The sequence below is a fragment of the Streptomyces sp. NPDC050738 genome, from assembly GCF_040654175.1.
GTDB lineage: Bacteria > Actinomycetota > Actinomycetes > Streptomycetales > Streptomycetaceae > Streptomyces.
Window position 1 is genome coordinate 685,551 of sequence record NZ_JBFAHN010000002.1, and the last position, 17,439, is coordinate 702,989.

At 70.2% G+C, this 17,439-nt stretch carries 15 protein-coding genes; 6 read left to right on the forward strand and 9 right to left on the reverse strand.

Going from position 1 to position 17,439, the window contains the following annotated elements; genetic code table 11:
* Positions 1 to 11: 11 nt before the first annotated feature.
* Together AB0H78_RS07335 and AB0H78_RS07340 are read left to right on the forward strand one after the other, a co-directional pair.
* Positions 12 to 998 carry a glycosyltransferase family 2 protein gene (locus AB0H78_RS07335; RefSeq protein ID WP_363233283.1) on the forward strand — a complete coding sequence of 329 codons (987 nt, stop codon included), beginning with the start codon at positions 12 to 14 and terminating at the stop codon, positions 996 to 998.
* Positions 995 to 1,447 carry a GtrA family protein gene (locus AB0H78_RS07340; protein ID WP_363233284.1) on the forward strand — a complete coding sequence of 151 codons (453 nt, stop codon included), beginning with the start codon at positions 995 to 997 and terminating at the stop codon, positions 1,445 to 1,447. The genes AB0H78_RS07335 and AB0H78_RS07340 overlap by 4 nt, the downstream gene beginning before the upstream one ends.
* On the opposite strand, the gene AB0H78_RS07345 is transcribed toward AB0H78_RS07340, so the two are convergent.
* The 7 genes from AB0H78_RS07345 to AB0H78_RS07375 all read right to left on the reverse strand — a co-directional run bounded on the left by AB0H78_RS07345 (position 1,422) and on the right by AB0H78_RS07375 (position 11,099).
* Positions 1,422 to 2,936: a DUF6056 family protein gene (locus tag AB0H78_RS07345; RefSeq protein WP_363233285.1), complete on the reverse strand. Its 1,515-nt coding sequence runs from the start codon at positions 2,934 to 2,936 to the stop codon at positions 1,422 to 1,424. The two genes, AB0H78_RS07340 and AB0H78_RS07345, sit on opposite strands and share 26 nt — an antisense overlap.
* A 78-nt stretch (positions 2,937 to 3,014) precedes the next feature.
* Positions 3,015 to 4,169 (reverse strand): glycoside hydrolase family 6 protein, encoded by a 1,155-nt coding sequence (locus tag AB0H78_RS07350; protein WP_363233286.1) that lies wholly within the window; start codon positions 4,167 to 4,169, stop codon positions 3,015 to 3,017.
* Positions 4,170 to 4,265: 96 nt separating this feature from the next.
* Positions 4,266 to 5,468 (reverse strand): XdhC/CoxI family protein, encoded by a 1,203-nt coding sequence (locus tag AB0H78_RS07355; RefSeq protein WP_363233287.1) that lies wholly within the window; start codon positions 5,466 to 5,468, stop codon positions 4,266 to 4,268.
* A gap of 40 nt (positions 5,469 to 5,508) precedes the next feature.
* Positions 5,509 to 6,984, reverse strand: a complete 1,476-nt coding sequence (locus AB0H78_RS07360; protein WP_363233288.1) for an NCS2 family permease — start codon at positions 6,982 to 6,984, stop codon at positions 5,509 to 5,511.
* Between the two features lie 235 nt (positions 6,985 to 7,219).
* On the reverse strand, positions 7,220 to 9,613 hold the full coding sequence (locus tag AB0H78_RS07365) for a molybdopterin cofactor-binding domain-containing protein (protein WP_363233289.1): 2,394 nt from the start codon (positions 9,611 to 9,613) through the stop codon (positions 7,220 to 7,222).
* A 2-nt stretch (positions 9,614 to 9,615) separates the two neighbouring features.
* Positions 9,616 to 10,209, reverse strand: coding sequence for a (2Fe-2S)-binding protein (locus AB0H78_RS07370; protein ID WP_363233290.1), 594 nt, complete (start codon positions 10,207 to 10,209; stop codon positions 9,616 to 9,618).
* Positions 10,209 to 11,099: an FAD binding domain-containing protein gene (locus AB0H78_RS07375; RefSeq protein ID WP_363233291.1), complete on the reverse strand. Its 891-nt coding sequence runs from the start codon at positions 11,097 to 11,099 to the stop codon at positions 10,209 to 10,211. Before AB0H78_RS07375 ends, AB0H78_RS07370 begins: the two co-directional genes overlap by 1 nt.
* Positions 11,100 to 11,373: 274 nt before the next feature.
* Between AB0H78_RS07375 and AB0H78_RS07380 the strand changes: the two genes are divergently transcribed.
* Positions 11,374 to 13,047 carry a PucR family transcriptional regulator ligand-binding domain-containing protein gene (locus AB0H78_RS07380; protein WP_363233292.1) on the forward strand — a complete coding sequence of 558 codons (1,674 nt, stop codon included), beginning with the start codon at positions 11,374 to 11,376 and terminating at the stop codon, positions 13,045 to 13,047.
* 116 nt (positions 13,048 to 13,163) lie between these two features.
* Positions 13,164 to 13,928 (forward strand): hypothetical protein, encoded by a 765-nt coding sequence (locus tag AB0H78_RS07385; protein ID WP_363233293.1) that lies wholly within the window; start codon positions 13,164 to 13,166, stop codon positions 13,926 to 13,928.
* Here the strand turns inward: AB0H78_RS07385 and AB0H78_RS07390 are convergent.
* The gene (locus AB0H78_RS07390) at positions 13,917 to 14,672 is read right to left on the reverse strand and encodes a GntR family transcriptional regulator (RefSeq protein ID WP_363233294.1); all 756 of its coding nucleotides are present in this window, start codon (positions 14,670 to 14,672) and stop codon (positions 13,917 to 13,919) included. The two genes, AB0H78_RS07385 and AB0H78_RS07390, sit on opposite strands and share 12 nt — an antisense overlap.
* A gap of 128 nt (positions 14,673 to 14,800) precedes the next feature.
* Between AB0H78_RS07390 and AB0H78_RS07395 the strand changes: the two genes are divergently transcribed.
* Both AB0H78_RS07395 and AB0H78_RS07400 read left to right on the forward strand, forming a co-directional pair.
* Positions 14,801 to 15,652, forward strand: a complete 852-nt coding sequence (locus tag AB0H78_RS07395; protein WP_363233295.1) for a (2Fe-2S)-binding protein — start codon at positions 14,801 to 14,803, stop codon at positions 15,650 to 15,652.
* A 155-nt stretch (positions 15,653 to 15,807) separates the two neighbouring features.
* A complete protein-coding gene (locus tag AB0H78_RS07400; RefSeq protein WP_363233296.1) occupies positions 15,808 to 16,857 on the forward strand; it encodes a DUF2637 domain-containing protein in 1,050 nt (349 codons plus the stop codon).
* 33 nt (positions 16,858 to 16,890) lie between these two features.
* On the opposite strand, the gene AB0H78_RS07405 is transcribed toward AB0H78_RS07400, so the two are convergent.
* Complete coding sequence (locus AB0H78_RS07405; RefSeq protein ID WP_363233297.1) at positions 16,891 to 17,322, reverse strand: ATP-binding protein; 432 nt, start codon at positions 17,320 to 17,322, stop codon at positions 16,891 to 16,893.
* Between the last annotated feature and the right edge of the window lie 117 nt (positions 17,323 to 17,439).

The following is a 17,439-nucleotide window of genomic DNA, read 5'->3' on the forward strand; positions in this document are numbered from 1 at the left end:
TGAGAAGAGACATGGTCTACCTATCGGTCGTCGTACCGTGCTTCAACGAGGGGGAGGTCATAGACGCGTTCCATGCGGCCCTGATCTCGGCACTGGAACCGACCAGGGAGACCTTCGAGATCTGCTACGTCGACGACGGCAGCAGCGACAACACCCTCGATCTGCTGCGGGCACTCGCCGAGACGGACCCGCGGGTGCGTTACACCTCCTTCAGCCGCAATTTCGGCAAGGAGCCCGGCATGCTCGCGGGGCTGCGGATGTCCAAGGGCGATTCCGTAGTGATCATGGACGCCGACCTCCAGCACCCGCCGGAGCTCATCCCCCGCATGCTCGAACTGCACGGGCACGGGTACGACCAGGTCATCGCCCAGCGCGACCGGGCCGGCGAGGGCGCCGTGCGCTCCGCGTTCAGCAAGACGTACTACCGCCTGGTCCGCCGCGCCATGGAGGTCGAAGTCATCGACGGCGCGGGCGATTTCCGGCTGCTGTCGCGCCGCGCGGTGGACTCCGTCCTCTCGCTCCCGGAGTCCAACCGCTTCTCCAAGGGACTCTTCTCCTGGATCGGCTTCGACACCGTCAGCTTCACGTACCAGAACGTCGAGCGGGCCGCGGGCGAGTCGAAGTGGGGCGGCAAGCGCCTGCTGAATTACGGCATCGACGGGCTGATCTCCTTCAACAGCCGCCCGCTGCGCCTGGCGATCCACACGGGACTCTGGCTCTTCGTCTCCGCCCTGGTCTACGCCCTGTGGATCGTCGTCAGCAGTGTGATGGACGGCGTCGACACCCCGGGTTACGCGACCCTGCTGTGCGCCATCGTGGCCCTCGCAGGTGTCCAGCTCGCGACGCTCGGCGTCGTCGGCGAGTACGTCGGCCGGATCTACCACGAGGCGAAGCGCCGCCCGCACTACGTGGTCCGCGAGACGGACGAGACCGCCGAAAGCTTCACATCGGCCCCCCGGCTCGCCTCCGCCGCAGTCCAGGGACGGCCGCAGTCTTGACGGCACGCACCCGCACGCTCGGCCAGTTCGTCACCTTCGCCGCGATCGGACTGGCCAACACCGCTGTCTACTACGCGGTCTACGCCCCGCTGAACCGCTGGATCCCGTATCTCGCCGCCCATGTGATCGGCTGGATCGTCAGCATCATCGGCTCGTTCCTGCTCAACTCGTACATCACCATCCGCACCAGGCCGACGTGGCGGGGCTTTCTCCGCTATCCCCTCTCGGGGATCGTCAATGTCGTCGGCAGTGGCATCCTGCTCTATCTCGCTGTGAGTCAGCTGGGTATGAACAAGGACATCGCCGCGCTCCTCGCCGGTGTTCTCATCACGCCCGCCTCGTTCCTGTTGGCCCGCTGGGCCATCACCTCAGGGGTGACGGCCCAGCCGCAGACTGCGAGCGAGGGTCTCGAAGACCCCGAGGTCAGGGAATCCGCTTCCCGTGTGTGAGCGTGTCCAGGTGGTACCACTGGGCGGCGCACTGCGCCGGCCAGCCGCTCTTCATCCCGAACGGCTCCAGCATGTGGGCGATGTGGGTCGGGGTGTATGAGGCGGTCTTCTTGCCCTCGGCCGCCTGCTCCTTGAGATACGCGTCCTGGCGGTCGTAGTTCTTCGCCCGTACGTGCATCTGGTGGCCGAGGTCGGTCATCGGCGCCACCAGCGAGAGACAGACCCCCGCGTACACCGCCGCGGCGGCCAGCATGGCCACCCGGGTCGCGCCCTTGCCCTGCGTACGCAGCCGCAGCGCGCGGCCCAGCATGACGCCGACGCCGGTGAACAGCAGGATGTAGAGCAGCAGCCAGTCGTTCCAGCTGCGGTCGGTGACGGTGACGCGTGTCCCGAACACGGGAAGCGTGATCACCGTGCAGAGGTAGCCCGAGACCACGCAGACCAGCGCGCCGAGACCGGCGACGACAACGGGCCGCACCGGCTTGAGGGCGTCGCTCCTGGTGCCCGTGGCGCGTACCAGCAGCCCCAGCAGCACGCCCACCGCGACCGCTCCCAGGTACTGCCAGGTGGGCAGCGTCTTCTCCAGGATGTGGACGTAGCTCTTGAGCGCGGTCACGAGGTTGTGCGGGGAGAGCATCTCGGTGGTGGACTGGGCGCCGTAGCGCTCACGGCGGTTCACCGAGCCCGGCGAGGTCATCAGGATGACCATGCCGATGGCGATGCCGACCATGTAGCAGCCGGCCCAGGTGCGGATGTAGCCCCGGACCCGTGCCGAGAAGAACAGGTGGGCGAAGAGGAGGATCGTCCCGCCGATCACCAGGACGATCATCGAGGTCTCCTCGGAGAGCGTCCCGATGAACACCCCGCCGACCACCGTGAGCACCAGGGCCGCGATCCGGCCGGCCCGGCCGTGGGCCACCAGGAGCGGGATCGCCACCGCGGCGGCCAGGATCGGCGCCATCGTGTGCGAGACCGAGGACGCGGGCCAGTAGAAGGTCTTGTAGACGTTCACCCCGGCGAAGAAGAAGACGGTCGTGACCATCAGGGCCGTCAGCAGCGGGATGCCGAGCGGCACCCGCTGCCCGAGCCTGCGCAGCAGGAGCACCGTCAGGATCCATACGGCGGCGAGCATGATCACGGCGCTGACCGGGCCGAACCACTGGTGGCCCGCGACACCGAACTTCGCGTACGCCCCGACCATCAGGGCGTTCGCGAGCCGGCCGTTGTCGACGTTGTAGAAGCGGTCGACGAGCCCGGACACACCGTGGTCGCGCACGCGCGGCACGAAGCACCACTCGTCGGCGCCGATGCGGACGTACTGGCCGTACCAGAAGGCGACAGCGAGGAGCCCGAGGGGCAGCAGGGACAGCAGGGCCGTCCAGGACGTCGTACGACGCCGGAGGTCGCCTCCGCGGTCACGCCACCCACGCTTTCCGGGCTCCTCGCCCGGATCTCGCGGGGTGGTGACGCTTGATGCGTCGACGGCCATTTTCACCACTGCCTCTCGGGATTAACCTCTGGTCCACCGGGGTAGACGCTAATCTCCTCAAGGTCGTTCCACGTGCCGTTAGGGGAGAACGGGCGGGTTGGCCTCCCGTATCAACTCCAGCGCCTGTGCCGGGAACCAGTCCCCCGCCGCCGGATCGACCGTTCCGCGCTCCGGATCCTCGGGCCCCTGCGTGCCGCGCAGGCACAGTCCGTCCGATTCACCGGGGGTCTTGATCCACAGCTTGGCGTCCTGGAGCGGGTCGCCGGTCTTCAGCGTGGGCCGTGCGCCGAGGCCGCGGCCGGGCGGGTTGCACCAGTCCTGGGCGTCCGTGTACTTGCCGGGCGGCGGTGTCCACGGGCCCTGGCCGTTGCGGCTGGTGTCGGTGACGAAGTGCTTCATCCGGGCCGGATCGGCGTGCACGTGGGCATCCAGCCAGGTCTGGGCGTCGGCGCGCGGCCAGTACTGGTTGGGGCAGTCGGCGCTGCTGCCGCCGGTGTCGACGTAGGCGAGGCAGGAGGAGATCAGCTTGCCGTACCAGGCGTTGGCGTCGTCGGTGTTGTAGTTGGAGGCGTTGGTGTAGAAGCCGGCGGCGCGGGCGGCGCCTCCTGTGACGAGGCGCGGGACGATCTCGTTGACCGAGTGCCAGCCCGGGTGGCCGGTGTCGAGATAGACCTTGGTGGCGGCCGAAGCGCCGAGCCGGTCGACGGCGTAGTTCACCTCGGTGTAGCGGGCCGCGGTCTTCGTGCCCTGGGCGTCGTCCTGGCCGCAGTCGGCGGGCAGCAGGGCGAGCGCGTCGGGTTCGAGGACGACCATCGCGTCGTGGCGGCCGATGCCGCGGGCGACCGCGTCGATCCAGGCCTTGTACGCGGGGGTGTCCGCGGCGCCGCCCGCCGAGTAGTTGGAGCAGTCGCGGCCGGGGATGTTGTAGAGGGCGAAGACGGGGACCTCGCGGCCCGCGTCCCGTACGACGGCGCGGGCCTGCCGCTCGACCTCGGCCGGGGTCTGGTCGCCGTACCAGACGGCCTGCGGGGTGCTGACCATGGCGACGAGCCCGGCGGCGTCCCGGTACTGACCGGCACGGAGCAGGCCGATGGCCTGGCGGTACGCGGCCGGATTGGCTTCCGGGGTGTAGAGGCGGGGGCCGGGGGTTCCGGTGGCTGCCGCGGGGTGCGCGGGCACCAGCACGGCGGCCAGTGCGGCGCAGGCGAGCAGGGCAGGTCTCAGGCGCGTCATGGGTTCACTCCAGGGGTCACAGGGATGTGCGGGAGCGCTCCCACAGAGACTCGATCAGCGCCATGCGCGCGTCAAGAGTCCGGACCCCGCGGAGTGTCAGGCAACGGAACCTATCCGGCCGGCCACCGTGCCCGAGCCGTCGTGGTGGATGGGGGTGTGGGCCCCGGTCAGGGAGATCCCGGTGCCGCCCCGACGGTTGGCGACGATCTCGGCGCCGATGGACAGGGCGGTCTCCTCGGGCGTACGCGCTCCGAGGTCGAGGCCGATCGGGGAGCGCAGCCGCGCCAGTTCCATCTCGGTGACGCCGACCTCGCGCAGCCGCGCGTTGCGGTCGAGGTGGGTGCGGCGCGAGCCCATCGCGCCGACGTAGGCGACGGGAAGTTTCAGGGCGAGTTCGAGGAGCGGCACGTCGAACTTCGCGTCGTGGGTGAGGACGGCGAGGACGGTGCGGCTGTCGACCTCGGTGGATGCCAGGTAGCGGTGCGGCCAGTCGACGACGATCTCGTCGGCATCCGGGAAGCGTGCGGCGGTGGCGAAGACCGGGCGGGCGTCGCAGACCGTGACGCGGTAGCCGAGGAACTTTCCTACGCGGACCAGGGCCGAGGCGAAGTCGATGGCGCCGAAGACGATCATGCGGGGCGGCGGCACGCTCGACTCGACGAGGAGCGTGAGCGGCTGTCCGCAGCGCGAGCCGCTCCGCTGCGCTCCGCCTTCGCTGCCATTTTCGTCCTCCGAGGCGAAGCCCTCGCCGATGGTGACGGTGCCGGTGCGTCCGGCGTCCAGCAGGGCGCGGGCCTCGGCCGCCGCCGTGCGGTCGAGTTCGGGGTGGCCGCCGAGGGTGCCGGTGGGGGGCCCGTCGTCGTCCCGTACGAGAAGAGCGCGGCCCATGAGCTCGGCAGGACCGTCCGTGACGCGGGCGACGGCCGCCGCCGACCCCCGTGCGGCGGCGGCCAGCGCGCTCACGTACACCGGACGCGCGGGAGAGTCCGCGCGGACCGGCGTGACCAGGATGTCGATGATCCCCCCGCAGGTCAGGCCCACGGCGAAGGCGTCGTCGTCGGAGTAGCCGAAGCGCTCCGTCACGGTTTCGCCGTCTTCGAGGGCCTGCTTGCAGAGTTCGTACACCGCCCCCTCCACGCATCCTCCGGAGACCGAGCCGATCGCCGTGCCGTCGGAGTCGACGGCGAGCGCGGCACCGGGCTGGCGGGGCGCGCTGCCGCCGACGGCCACCACGGTGGCCACGGCGAAGGTGCGTCCCTGCTCGACCCACCGGTTGAGCTCTTCGGCGATGTCCAGCATGCGAGTCTCCTTCAGGGATACGGGGAGGGGGGCGGGCCTGCTAGACGCCCAGCCAGCTCTCGATGGGGTGGAGGCAGAAGTAGGCCAGGAACACTGCGGCGAGCACCCACATCAGCCAGCCGATCTCACGGACCTTGCCCTGAGCGGCCTTGATGAGGACGTGGGAGATGACGCCGGCCGCGATGCCCACGGTGATGGAGTAGGCGAACGGCATCAGAACGGTGGTCAGGAACACCGGGATGGAGGTGGCCTGGTCGTTCCAGTCGATGTGCTTGGCGTTCGTCAGCATCATCGAGCCGATGACGACGAGCGCGGCAGCGGCGACCTGGGTCGGGATGAGCTGGGCGAGCGGGGTGAAGACCAGGCAGAGGGCGAAGCCGAGGCCGGTGACGACACTGGCGAGGCCGGTACGGGCACCGTCGCCGACACCCGCGGTGGACTCGACGAAGACCGTCTGGCCCGAGGCGCCCGCGAGGCCGCCCATGATGCCGCCGGCACCGTCGATGGTCAGGGCCTTGTTGAGGCCCGGCATCTTGCCGTCCTGGTCGACGAGGTTGGCCTGCTGGCCGACGCCGATGATCGTGCCGATCGCGTCGAAGAAGCCGGCGAGGACCAGGGTGAAGACGATCACTCCGACGGTCAGACCGCCGACGTCGCCGATGCCGCTGAAGGAGACCTTGCCGAAGAGACCGAAGTCCGGGGCGCTGACGATGGAGCCCTTGAGCGCCGGGGCGTTGAGACCCCAGTCCTTCTGGGAGAGACCGGCCGCCTGGTGGACGATGGCCGCGACGATCGTGCCGCCGACGATGCCGATGAGGATCGCGCCGGGGACCTTGCGGACCTGGAGCACGAAGATCAGCAGCACGGTGACGCCGAAGCAGAGCACCGGCCAGCCGGTGAGCATGTCGCTCGTGCCGAGCTGGAGCGGCTTGGCGCCGGAGAGACCGCCGGGGCCCTTCATGCCGGTGACGAAACCGGCCTGGACCAGGCCGATGAGGCAGACGAAGAGGCCGATTCCCATGGTGATGGCGTGCTTCAGAGCCAGCGGGATGGCGTTCATGATGAGTTCGCGCAGGCCGGTGACGACCAGCAGACAGATGATGGCGCCGTAGATGATGCACATGGCCATCGCGTTGCCCCAGGTCATCTCCGGGGCGACCTGGTAGGCCATGACGGCGGAGACGCCGAGGCCCGCCGCGAGGGCGAGCGGCACATTGCCGACGAAGCCCATCACGAGGGTGGTGACTGCCGCGGCGAGGGCGGTGGCCGTGGTGATCTGGCCGCCGTCGAGGTGGTGTCCTGTCGCGTCGGCGCCGGAGAGGATCACCGGGTTCAGCAGGACGATGTACGCCATCGCCATGAAGGTGGTGACACCGCCGCGCACCTCCTGACCGACGGTGGACCCTCTTTTGGTTATGTGGAAGTACCGGTCGAGCCAGGACCTGCCGGCGGGCTGGCGCGTTCCCGCGCCGGCGTCGTCCGCCGTGGTCTTCGGCTCAGTGGACTGCTGGGTCATGATGCCTAACTCCCAAGGTTCACAGGGGCATCCGCATGCGTTCTACGGAATTTGGGATGTGCTCTGTTGGCTGCACGACCCGGGGGACGGCCCGAGACGAACGGGGTGGGGCGGTGGTGCTGCGGTGGTGCTGTGGTGCAAGAACCGCGAGCGGTGCGGTACTTGGGGCTCCGGGCGGCGCGAGGGGTGAAGTGTGACGTTCCCGCCCCGCGCCGCCCGGAGAGCTTGATGAGACTCAGGTGCCGGTGAGGTGCTCCGGGCGTACCGGGGTCTTGTTGAGCTCCAGACCCGTCGCGTTCCGGATCGCCGCGAGGACGGCCGGGGTGGACGAGAGGGTCGGGGCCTCGCCGATGCCGCGTACGCCGTACGGCGCGTTCGGGTCGGCCAGTTCGAGGTAGTCGACCGGGATGGTCGGCGTGTCGAGGATCGTGGGGAGCAGGTAGTCCGTGAAGGAGGGGTTGCGCACCTTCGCGGTCTTCGGGTCGACGATGATCTCCTCCATCACCGCGACGCCCAGGCCCTGGACGGTTCCGCCCTGGATCTGGCCGATGACGGAGAGCGGGTTGACCGCCTTGCCGACGTCCTGCGCGACCGCGAGCTCGACGACCTTGACGAGGCCGAGCTCGGTGTCCACCTCGACGACCGCGCGGTGCGCCGCGAAGGCGTACTGCACATGGCCGTTGCCCTGACCGGTGACGAGGTCGAAGGCCTGGGTGGGGCGGTGGCGCCACTCCTCCTCGATCTCCACGGCCTGGTCCTCCAGGACGTCGACGAGGGTCGCGAGGACCTCGCCGCCGTCGGTGACGACCTTGCCGCCCTCCAGGAGGAGTTCGGCGTTCGCCCACGCGGGGTGGTACGAGCCGAACTTGCGGCGGCCGATCTCCAGGACCTTCTCGCGGACGAGTTCGCAGGAGTTCTTGATGGCACCGCCGGTCATGTACGTCTGACGGCCCGCGGAGGTCGAACCTGCCGAGCCCACCTGGGTGTCGGCGGGGTGAATGGTGACCTGCTGGACGCCGAGCTCCGTACGGGCGATCTGGGCGTGGATGGTGACACCGCCCTGGCCGACCTCGGCCATGGCCGTGTGGACCAGCGCGACGGCCTCGCCGTTGATGACCTCAAGACGGATCTTGGCGGTCGAGTAGTCGTCGAAGCCCTCGGAGAAGCCGACGTTCTTGATGCCGACCGCGTAGCCGACACCGCGTACGACACCTTCGCCGTGCGTGGTGTTCGAGAGACCGCCGGGCAGCGCACGGACGTCGGAGCCCTCGGTGGTGGTCCACTGCTGCTCGGGCGGCAGCGGGCGGGCCTTGACGCGGCGCAGCAGTTCGGCGACGGGCGCGGGCGAGTCGACCGGCTGACCGGTCGGCATGATGGTGCCCTGCTCCATCGCGTTCAGCTGGCGGAACTCGACGGGGTCCATGTCGAGCTTGGCGGCGACCTTGTCCATCTGGGCCTCGTACGCGAAGCACGCCTGGACGGCGCCGAATCCGCGCATGGCGCCGCACGGCGGGTTGTTGCTGTAGAGGCCGATGGCCTCGATCTCGACGTCGTCGATGACGTACGGACCGACCGAGAGGGATGCGGCGTTGCCGACGACCGAAGCCGTGGACGACGCGTACGCACCGCCGTCGAGCACGATCTTGCACTTCATGTGCGTGATCTTGCCGTCCTTGGTGGCGCCGTGCTCGTAGTAGAGCTTCGCCGGGTGCCGGTGGACGTGTCCGAAGAAGGACTCGAAGCGGTTGTAGACCATCTTGACCGGCTTGTCCGTACGGAGCGCGAGTACGGAGGCGAGGATCTGCATCGAGATGTCCTCGCGGCCGCCGAACGCGCCGCCGACGCCGGACATCGTCATGCGGATCTTGTCCTCGGGCAGGCCGAGGCAGGGGGCGATCTGCTTGAGGTCCGAGTGCAGCCACTGGGTGGCCACGTACAGGTCGACGCCGCCGTCCTCGGACGGCACGGCGAGACCGGACTCGGGGCCGAGGAAGGCCTGGTCCTGCATGCCGAAGGTGTACTCGCCCTTGACGATGACGTCGGCCCGCTTGGCTGCCTCGGCCGCGTTGCCGCGGAAGATCGGCTGGCGGTGCACGATGTTGGGGTGCGGGACGTGACCCGAGTGGTGGTCGTCGCGGTTCTCGTGGACGAGGATCGCGTCGGGGGCGGTCGCCGAGGCCTCATCGGTGATGAGGGGCAGCTCGCGGTACTCGACGACGATCTTCGCGGCGGCGCGGCGAGCGGTCTCCGGGTGGTCGGCGCCCACGAGGGCGACCGGCTCACCGTGGTGACGGACCTTGCCGTAGGCGAGGACCGGGGTGTCCTGGAACTCCATGCCGTAGTTCTTCGCGGCGGGCAGATCGTCGCTGGTCAGCACGGCGTAGACGCCGTCCATCGCGAGGGCCTCGGAGGTGTCGATCGACACGATCTCGGCGTGCGCGACGGTGGAGCGCAGGATCTGACCCCAGATCATGTCCTCGTGCCACATGTCCGAGGAGTACGCGAACTCGCCGGTGACTTTGAGGGTGCCGTCGGGGCGGAGCGTGGACTCGCCGATGCCGCCCTTGTTGTGCGTCTGGGTGACGTTGGTGGGTGACCCCGTAGGGAGGGGTGCGGTGTTGCCAGCCATGATCAGACCGTCTCTTCCTGACGGGCGGCCGCCAGGCGGACCGCGTCCAGGATCTTCTCGTAACCGGTGCAGCGGCAGAGGTTGCCGGAAAGTGCCTCACGGATGTCGGCGTCCGACGGCGAGGCGTTGCGCTCCAGCAGGTCGTCGGCCGCGACGAGGAGACCGGGGGTGCAGAAGCCGCACTGCACGGCGCCGGCGTCGATGAACGCCTGCTGGATCGGCGAGAGTTCGCCGCCCTCACCGGTCTGGCCGTCCGTGCCCTTGGCCTGCCACTGGCGGGCCTCCTGCAGGCTGGTGCCGCCGCAGACGGAGCCGCAGGCGCCACCCGGGTGGGACTCGTCGCGGTGCTTGGCGTAGTCCGCCAGGCCCTCGACGGTGACGATCTCGCTGCCTTCGGCCTGACCGGCCGCGACCAGGCACGCGCAGACCGGGGTCCCGTTGAGCCGGACCGTACAAGAACCGCATTCGCCCTGCTCGCAGGCGTTCTTGGAACCGGGGAGGCCCATGCGCTCACGCAGGACGTAGAGGAGGGACTCGCCCTCCCAGACGTCGTCGGCTTCCTGCTGACGGCCGTTGACCGTGAAGTTCACACGCATTACGCCACTCCCTCAATGCTGCGGCCCTCGCCGCGGTACGACTCCCAGGTCCAGCCGAGCGTGCGGCGGGCCATGATGCCGACGGCGTGGCGGCGGTAGTTCGCCGTGCCGCGTACGTCGTCGATCGGGTTGGCAGCGCCGGTGGCGAGCACCGCGAACTGCTTGGCGATGGACGGGGTGATGATCTTCCGGCTCTCCCAGAAACCGCCCTCTTCGAGCGCGGCGTTCAGGAACTCCTCGGCGGCCTTCGCCCGGACCGGGGTCGGCGCGGCCGAGCCGATGCCGGTGCGGACCGTGCGGGTCTCGGGGTGCAGCGCGATACCGAAGGCGCAGACCGCGATGACCATGGCGTTGCGGGTGCCGACCTTGGAGTACTGCTGCGGCCCGTCCGCCTTCTTGATGTGGACGCGCTTGATCAGCTCGTCGGCGGCGAGCGCGTTGCGCTTCACGCCGGTGTAGAAGTCGTCGATGGGGATGAGGCGGCTTCCGCGTACGGACTCGACCTCGACCTCGCAGTCGGCGGAGAGCAGCGCGGGGTGGGCGTCGCCTGCGGGCGACGCGGTCCCGAGGTTGCCGCCGACGCCGCCGCGGTTGCGGATCTGCGGGGAGGCCACCGTGTGCGAGGCGAGCGCGAGGCCCGGCAGCTCGGTGCGGAGGTTCTCCATGATCGCCGTGTACGGGACGGAGGCGCCGAGCAGGACCTTCTCCTCGCCGACCTCCCATTCGCTGAGCTCGCCGATGCGGTTCAGGTCGAGGAGGTACTCCGGCCGACGGTGGTCGAAGTTGATCTCGACCATCACATCGGTGCCACCCGCAATGGGTACAGCCGTGGGGTGCTCGGCCTTGGCGGCGAGCGCCTCCTCCCAGCTGGCGGGGCGAAGGAAGTCCATGAGTGGCTCTCTTCTTCTCAATCGGGGTTGTTCGCTGGGGCCCGGGACGGCCGGCCCTCGACTGGACGTTCATGTGCTGTTCACGCTTGGTGGCCCTAGTACACAAGCCGTGCCCCGTCCGGTGCAGTCACCGAAACCATGAAGGAGTTGGCTGGTGACCATGCTCGTCTTGTATGTTCGAACGAAAGGCGAGGTTCAGAAACCTCTCTGATTTCCACGGGCAACATCCGGACACGGACGAGCCGACACGAGACGGAACGGCGGCGACGACGAGATGCGGCTGCGCGCACTGCTGGACACCGAGGTGCTGGGCCTGCGGCTGCTCGGCGGCGAGGACGAGCTCGACCGCACCGTCCGCGGGGTGATGACCACCGACCTCCGCGATCCGAGCCGTTATCTGGCCGGCGGCGAGCTGGTCCTGACCGGGCTCGCCTGGCGGCACACCGCCGAGGACTCGGAGCCGTTCGTACGCATCCTGGCCTCGGCCGGGGTCGCCGGTCTCGCGGCCGGTGAGGCCGAGCAGGGCGACATCCCCGACGACCTGGTCGAGGCGTGCGTACGCAACCGGCTGCCGCTCTTCGCGGTCAGCGAGGACGTCGCCTTCGCCAGCATCACCGAGTACGTGGTCCGCCAGGTCTCCGGCGAGCGCGCAGGGGACCTGGCGGCGGTCGTCGACCGGCACCGCAGGCTCATGACGTCGGGCCCGGCGGGCGGTGGCCCCGATGTGGTCCTGGACCTGCTGACGACCGACCTCGACCTGCACGCCTGGGTGCTCTCCCCCACCGGCCGCCAGATCGCGGGGGCGGGCGCCGATCTGGACGCGGAGACATCGGCACTGCTCGCGGGCGAACACCTGGCCGCGACCCGTACCGGGCGCCGGGGACCGCACCGGGTGACGCTCAAGGGCACCACGTACTCGCTCTTCCCGATCCGCAACAACGGGCGCGGCACGGCGGTGACCGCGGCGCGCGACGTCCGCGAGACCGTGCTCTCCGACTGGCTGCTCGCCGTCGAGGCTGACGCGAGCGACTGGCCTGCGGCGCGGCTGGATCTGCTGCAGGGCGTGACACAGCTGATCGCCGTCGAGCGCGACCGCCGCGATGCGGCGCGCACCGTACGGCGCAGGCTCGCCCAGGAGGTCCTGGAGCTGGTCCAGACGGGCGCGGCGCCCGCCGAGATCGCCGCCAGGCTGCGGGTGGCGGCCCCGGTGCTGCTGCCGGGGCTCGGTTCCGCCCCGCACTGGCAGGTCGTGGTCGCGAAGGTGGAGTGGTCGCAGGACGGCCAGGCCGGCGGCGCCGACCTCGACTCGGGGCCGGTCGCGCAGTCGCTGCTGGAGGAGATCCTGGTCGAGTCGGACCGGATCGCCGTGGCGCACGCCGGGGACGAGGCGATCGCCCTCGTACCGCTGCCTTCGGTGGCTTCCGGTGCCGAGGGCGAGGACGACTCCGCTCCGGGGCTGCACGCGGATGCGCTGCTGGCAGCCGTACGGGAGCCGCTCTCGGCCGGTCTGGCCGACGACGGGCGCCTGACCCTGGGCGTGTCCGCCTCGGTGCACTCGGCCGAGGGGCTGCGCGGTGCGCTGGAGGAGGCCAGGCATGCGCGGCGTGTCGCGGCGGCCAGGCCCGGGCGGGTCTGCGCGGCGGGCCACCACGAGCTGGCGTCCCATGTCCTGCTGCTGCCCTTCGTGCCCGACGACGTACGCCGTGCCTTCACGGCCCGTCTCCTGGACCCGCTGCGGGACTACGACCGGCGCCACCGCGCCGAGCTGATTCCGACCCTCGAGGCCTTCCTGGACTGCGACGGTTCGTGGACGCGGTGTGCCACCCGGTTGCATCTGCACGTCAACACCCTGCGCTACCGGGTGGGCAGGATCGAGCAATTGACGGGCCGTGACTTGTCGCGCCTCGAGGACAAGCTGGACTTCTTTCTGGCGCTCAGGATGAGCTGACGTTTGTGAATTGATTCACCCAACCCCTTGGCCGGGCACGCCAATCCGTGTTGAGATGCGCGCATACTCAACAGCTCAATGGCGTGCTCGGGGAGGGCAATGTGGCGTTTACCGCCATGTCTGGTCACGGAACGACACCTGGTGATGCGCCTCCGCTCCAGACCGCGGTATGGCGGCTGCGCTCGCGCGGCTGCTGGGCGGACGCGGCCGCCCTGCTGGAGCCGCACGCGAAAGCCGACGCCGAGGCCGCGCTGCACCGGGCCGCGCTGCTGAGCGAACGGTGTCTGTACACCGAGCAGGGCTGGACGGACGCGGAGGACGCGCTCCGGACGGCCGAAGCCCTCGCCAGGGACGACGACTCGCGCGGCGCCGCGGCCAGCGAGCGGGGCCAACTCGCTTACGCCTCCACCCTGTTGGGCGTACGGGACCGGGCCGACGAGGCCCGCGCCGCCCTGGGCAGGGCCGCAGCGCTCATCGCGCCGGGCGCCCCCGGCCGCCCCCTTCTGGACTTCCGCCGGGGCCTGATCTCGCAGAACCTGGCCGACTCCCCGCAGTCCGCCAGGGCCGCCTACCGCCGCGCCCACGCGGGCGCCACTGCCCACGACCAGCCCCTGCTGCTCTCCTTCACCTGGCTCCACCTCGCCTCGCTCGCGCTGGCCGAGGGCGAGCTGGCCGAGGCGCGGCACGGCTTCTCGGAGTCCCTGCGGATACAGGAGGAGCTGGGTTATCTGGTGGGCACCGCCCCCGTGCTCGTCTCGCTCGCGGAGACCGAGACGGAGCCGGAGGCGACGCGGCTGCGCACCGAGGCGAAGCGGCTCTTCCGTCTCCTGGACGGTGTGCCCACCTGGCTGGCGGCGCGGCTCGGCGGGTCAGCTCACTGAGCCCGTGAAGTGTTCCCGTACGAGTGACTGGACGACGGTGAGGTCCTGAGCCATCAGGGCCTCCAGGAGCGCGGTGTGCTCGGCCGCGTCGGCGAGGAGGTCGGCGCGGCGCGGTGCGGGGGCGCTGACCAGCGGCCACTGGGAGCGGCGGTGGAGGTCGTCGGCGACGGAGACCAGCTGCTGGTTCCCGGAGAGGGCGAGGACCGCGCGGTGGAAGGCGCGGTCGCACTCGGCGTACGCGGCCCGGTCGCCCACCGCCGCGGCGGCCACGGTCGCCTCGGCGAGCGGCCACAGCTCGGACCAGCGGGCCACGGGGACGGTGCGGGCGAGGCGGAGCATCACGGGGACCTCGATCAGTGCCCGCACCTCAGCCAGCTCGGCCAGCTCGCGCGCACTGCGCTCGGCGACGCGGAAGCCGCGGTTGGGCACCACCTCCACGGCGCCCTCCACCGCGAGCTGCTGCATCGCTTCGCGTACGGGCGTGGCCGAGACCCCGAAGCGCTCGCCGAGCACCGGCGCCGAGTACACCTCGCCGGGTACGAGCTCGCCGTCGACGAGGGCCGAGCGCAGAGCGTCGAGGATCTGCCCGCGCACGGAGTGGCGCTGGACGAGCCGCGGGGCGGGCGGTTCGCTGTGCGTGTGCTCGCCGCGGGCCTGCGCGTGCGCCTGTCCGCCCTGCTGCGGCACCCGGACGGACGCATACGGCTGCGCGGATGCGGCCTCGCGCGCTCTGCCTTGCTCCACCGGGATTCTCCTGTCTGACATTCCGCCCCCAGAGCACGATAGGCGGACACGGCCCGAGTTGAAACATCGAATTCCTTGGGTAAGGTAAGGCTTACCTGCAAAACGATCCCGATTCGGTGGTCCCCTGCATGACCGTCCCCACGCTTGTCGAAGGACCCACGACGGCCGCTTACGCGCGCCTGACCGAGGTCTTCCCCGGGCTTTCCATCAGGGAGCTGACGGGCCAGGAGCAGCCCCCGAGCGGCGCCGACTGGGTGACCGCGAGCGATCTCGCCACCGGAGGCCCGGCCCTCGACGCCTTCCTGGCCTGGGACAACGCGCAGGTGCTGCGGGACTACGGACAGCAGGCGCGACCCGACGTCATCGCCTCCTTCGGCTTCCACCGCTACGCCTGGCCCGCCTGCCTGCTGATCACCGTCCCCTGGTTCCTGCACCGCCGGGTGCCCCGCGTTCCCGTGGAGTCCCTGGCCTTCCACCGGACGCTGGGACGGATGACCGTACGGACCGAGGAATTCGCCTGCCTGCCCGGCGATCCGGCCGCCTCGCTGCCCGGCGCCCACGTCGTACGGGACGAGGACGCCCTGCGGGCAGAGGTCAGGGCGGCCGTCGCCGAGCACCTGGGCGCCGTCCTGGAGGGCTTCGGGCCCCGGATGCGGCGCGGCAAGCGCGCCCTGTGGGGCATGGCGACCGACGAGATCGTCGAGGGCCTCTGGTACATCGCGCATCTGCTCGGCGAGGAGGGGCGCGGCATGGCGGAGCTTGAACGCCTGCTGCCGGGCACGACGGCCCCGTATGTCGGCACCGCGGGCTTCCGTGAGCTGACCGGACCGCGCGGCGAGCCGCTGCCCACCCGGGACCGGGCGAGCTGCTGCCTCTTCTACACGCTGCGGCCCGAGGACACGTGCGTCACCTGTCCGCGCACCTGTGACGCCGACCGAGTGGCACGGCTCGCTGCCGACGCCCCTCTTTCGGCTGACTGAATTCGAACCCAACCCGAGTCGCGCGTACGGCAGTTCGACCCAATCGCACCTATCAGGGCCCCTTGGCGTCCTGTTGTCCCGAAACTCTTCGACGGCTGTCGGAACTGGGCCAACATGGCGGCGCAAAGGCACTGACGCGATGCAAGGGACACCGCATGCGACTGACCGACATATCTCTGGACTGGCTGCTTCCGGGCGGCGTGATGCTCGTGGGGGTCCTGGTGGCGGTGGCGGTGCTCGCTCGCGGCAAGCGCACCGCGACCAAGTCCGAGTCCTCCGACGACACTTGGGAACGCACCGAGGAGCGCCGCCGCCAGAAGGAGGCGGTCTACGGCACCGCCTCCTATCTCCTTCTCTTCTGCTGTGCGGCGGTCGCCGCCGCACTCTCCTTCCACGGCCTGGTCGGCTTCGGCCGGCAGAACCTGGATCTCACCGGAGGCTGGGAGTACCTGGTCCCCTTCGGCCTCGACGGCGCCGCGATGTTCTGCTCGGTGCTCGCCGTGCGCGAGGCCAGCCACGGCGACGCGGCCCTCGGCTCGCGGCTGCTGGTGTGGACGTTCGCCGGTGCGGCCGCCTGGTTCAACTGGGTGCACGCGCCGCGCGGGATGGACCACGCGGGCGCCCCGCAGTTCTTCGCGGGGATGTCGCTCTCGGCGGCGGTGCTCTTCGACCGCGCCCTGAAGCAGACCCGCAGGGCGGCGCTGCGCGAGCAGGGTCTCGTACCGCGCCCGCTGCCGCAGATCCGGATCGTACGGTGGCTGCGCGCCCCCAGGGAGACCTTCGGCGCCTGGTCGCTGATGCTCCTGGAGGGTGTACGGACGCTGGACGAGGCGGTCGACGAGGTGCGCGAGGACCGCAGGCAGGACGAGCAGAACCGTCTCCGCAGGCGGGAGCACGAGAAGCTGGAGCGGGCCCATCTCAAGGCCATCAGCCGGCAGCACAGGTCCTTCGGGCGCGGCCGCGGCGGCCGCCAGGTGGAGGTCACGGCGGGCACCGCGCCCGGCGTGAACTCCGCACAGGCCGTCGCGGAGCCTGCCATACCCGAGAACGGACAACTGCCCCTTCGCGCCAGGCCCTCCCTCCAGGCCGTCACGAGCAGTGAGCCCGTCACTGTCGACCTCACCGCCGAGGACGACACCCAGACGCTGCCCCGGCTCGACTCCCTGGAGCAGAAACTGAAGGATCTCGAGCAGCAATTCGGCTGATCTCGAACCGAGTCGGGACGGTGTGCCGGATCTTCACACCCGGCCGCCGTCCAGCTCGAACCACACCACCTTGCCCATCCCGTGCGCATGCACGCCCCAGGCGTCGGACAGCGCCTGGACGAGGACCAGGCCCCGGCCGTGCGTCCCTTCGTCGCTGCCCGGCGCGTGCATCCTCGGCAGCGTCGACATGAAGTCCCGTACCTCGACGCGGAGTTTGTTCGTACCCACGGTGGCCGTGAGCACCGCCCCGTCCGGCGTATGGACCAGTGCATTGGTCACCAGTTCGCTGGTGAGCAGTTCGGCGACCTCCGCGACAGCGGGGCTTCCCCAGTGCCGCAGCAGCTCCCGAAGGGCACGTCTCACCTCTGTGATCGCCGGCAGATCCGATGAGCCGAGTCTGCGGCGCAGCTGTACCCGACGGCCGTCGCCGTCCGCACCAGGATCCCGGCGACGTCCGTCGGTCACGGACCCAGCCCCTCCCTGACGCCCAGTCATAACCCCCACCCCTACGTGAACTTGCCCTCTTCCACTCGAACACCTTCACGAGATGCATGCCCCGCAGCCGTGCGCTCACGCTTGTCG

Bases quoted from the DNA above. Each gene is read 5' to 3' on its own strand.
- AB0H78_RS07335 (WP_363233283.1), top strand. From the start codon at position 12: ATGGTCTACCTATCGGTCGTCGTACCGTGCTTCAACGAGGGGGAGGTC.
- AB0H78_RS07400 (WP_363233296.1), top strand. From the start codon at position 15,808: ATGCGACTGACCGACATATCTCTGGACTGGCTGCTTCCGGGCGGCGTG.
- AB0H78_RS07380 (WP_363233292.1), top strand. From the start codon at position 11,374: ATGCGGCTGCGCGCACTGCTGGACACCGAGGTGCTGGGCCTGCGGCTG.
- AB0H78_RS07370 (WP_363233290.1), bottom strand. From the start codon at position 10,209: ATGCGTGTGAACTTCACGGTCAACGGCCGTCAGCAGGAAGCCGACGAC.
- AB0H78_RS07375 (WP_363233291.1), bottom strand. From the start codon at position 11,099: ATGGACTTCCTTCGCCCCGCCAGCTGGGAGGAGGCGCTCGCCGCCAAG.
- AB0H78_RS07350 (WP_363233286.1), bottom strand. From the start codon at position 4,169: ATGACGCGCCTGAGACCTGCCCTGCTCGCCTGCGCCGCACTGGCCGCC.
- AB0H78_RS07355 (WP_363233287.1), bottom strand. From the start codon at position 5,468: ATGCTGGACATCGCCGAAGAGCTCAACCGGTGGGTCGAGCAGGGACGC.
- AB0H78_RS07365 (WP_363233289.1), bottom strand. From the start codon at position 9,613: ATGGCTGGCAACACCGCACCCCTCCCTACGGGGTCACCCACCAACGTC.
- AB0H78_RS07385 (WP_363233293.1), top strand. From the start codon at position 13,164: ATGTCTGGTCACGGAACGACACCTGGTGATGCGCCTCCGCTCCAGACC.
- AB0H78_RS07345 (WP_363233285.1), bottom strand. From the start codon at position 2,936: ATGGCCGTCGACGCATCAAGCGTCACCACCCCGCGAGATCCGGGCGAG.
- AB0H78_RS07395 (WP_363233295.1), top strand. From the start codon at position 14,801: ATGACCGTCCCCACGCTTGTCGAAGGACCCACGACGGCCGCTTACGCG.
- AB0H78_RS07360 (WP_363233288.1), bottom strand. From the start codon at position 6,984: ATGACCCAGCAGTCCACTGAGCCGAAGACCACGGCGGACGACGCCGGC.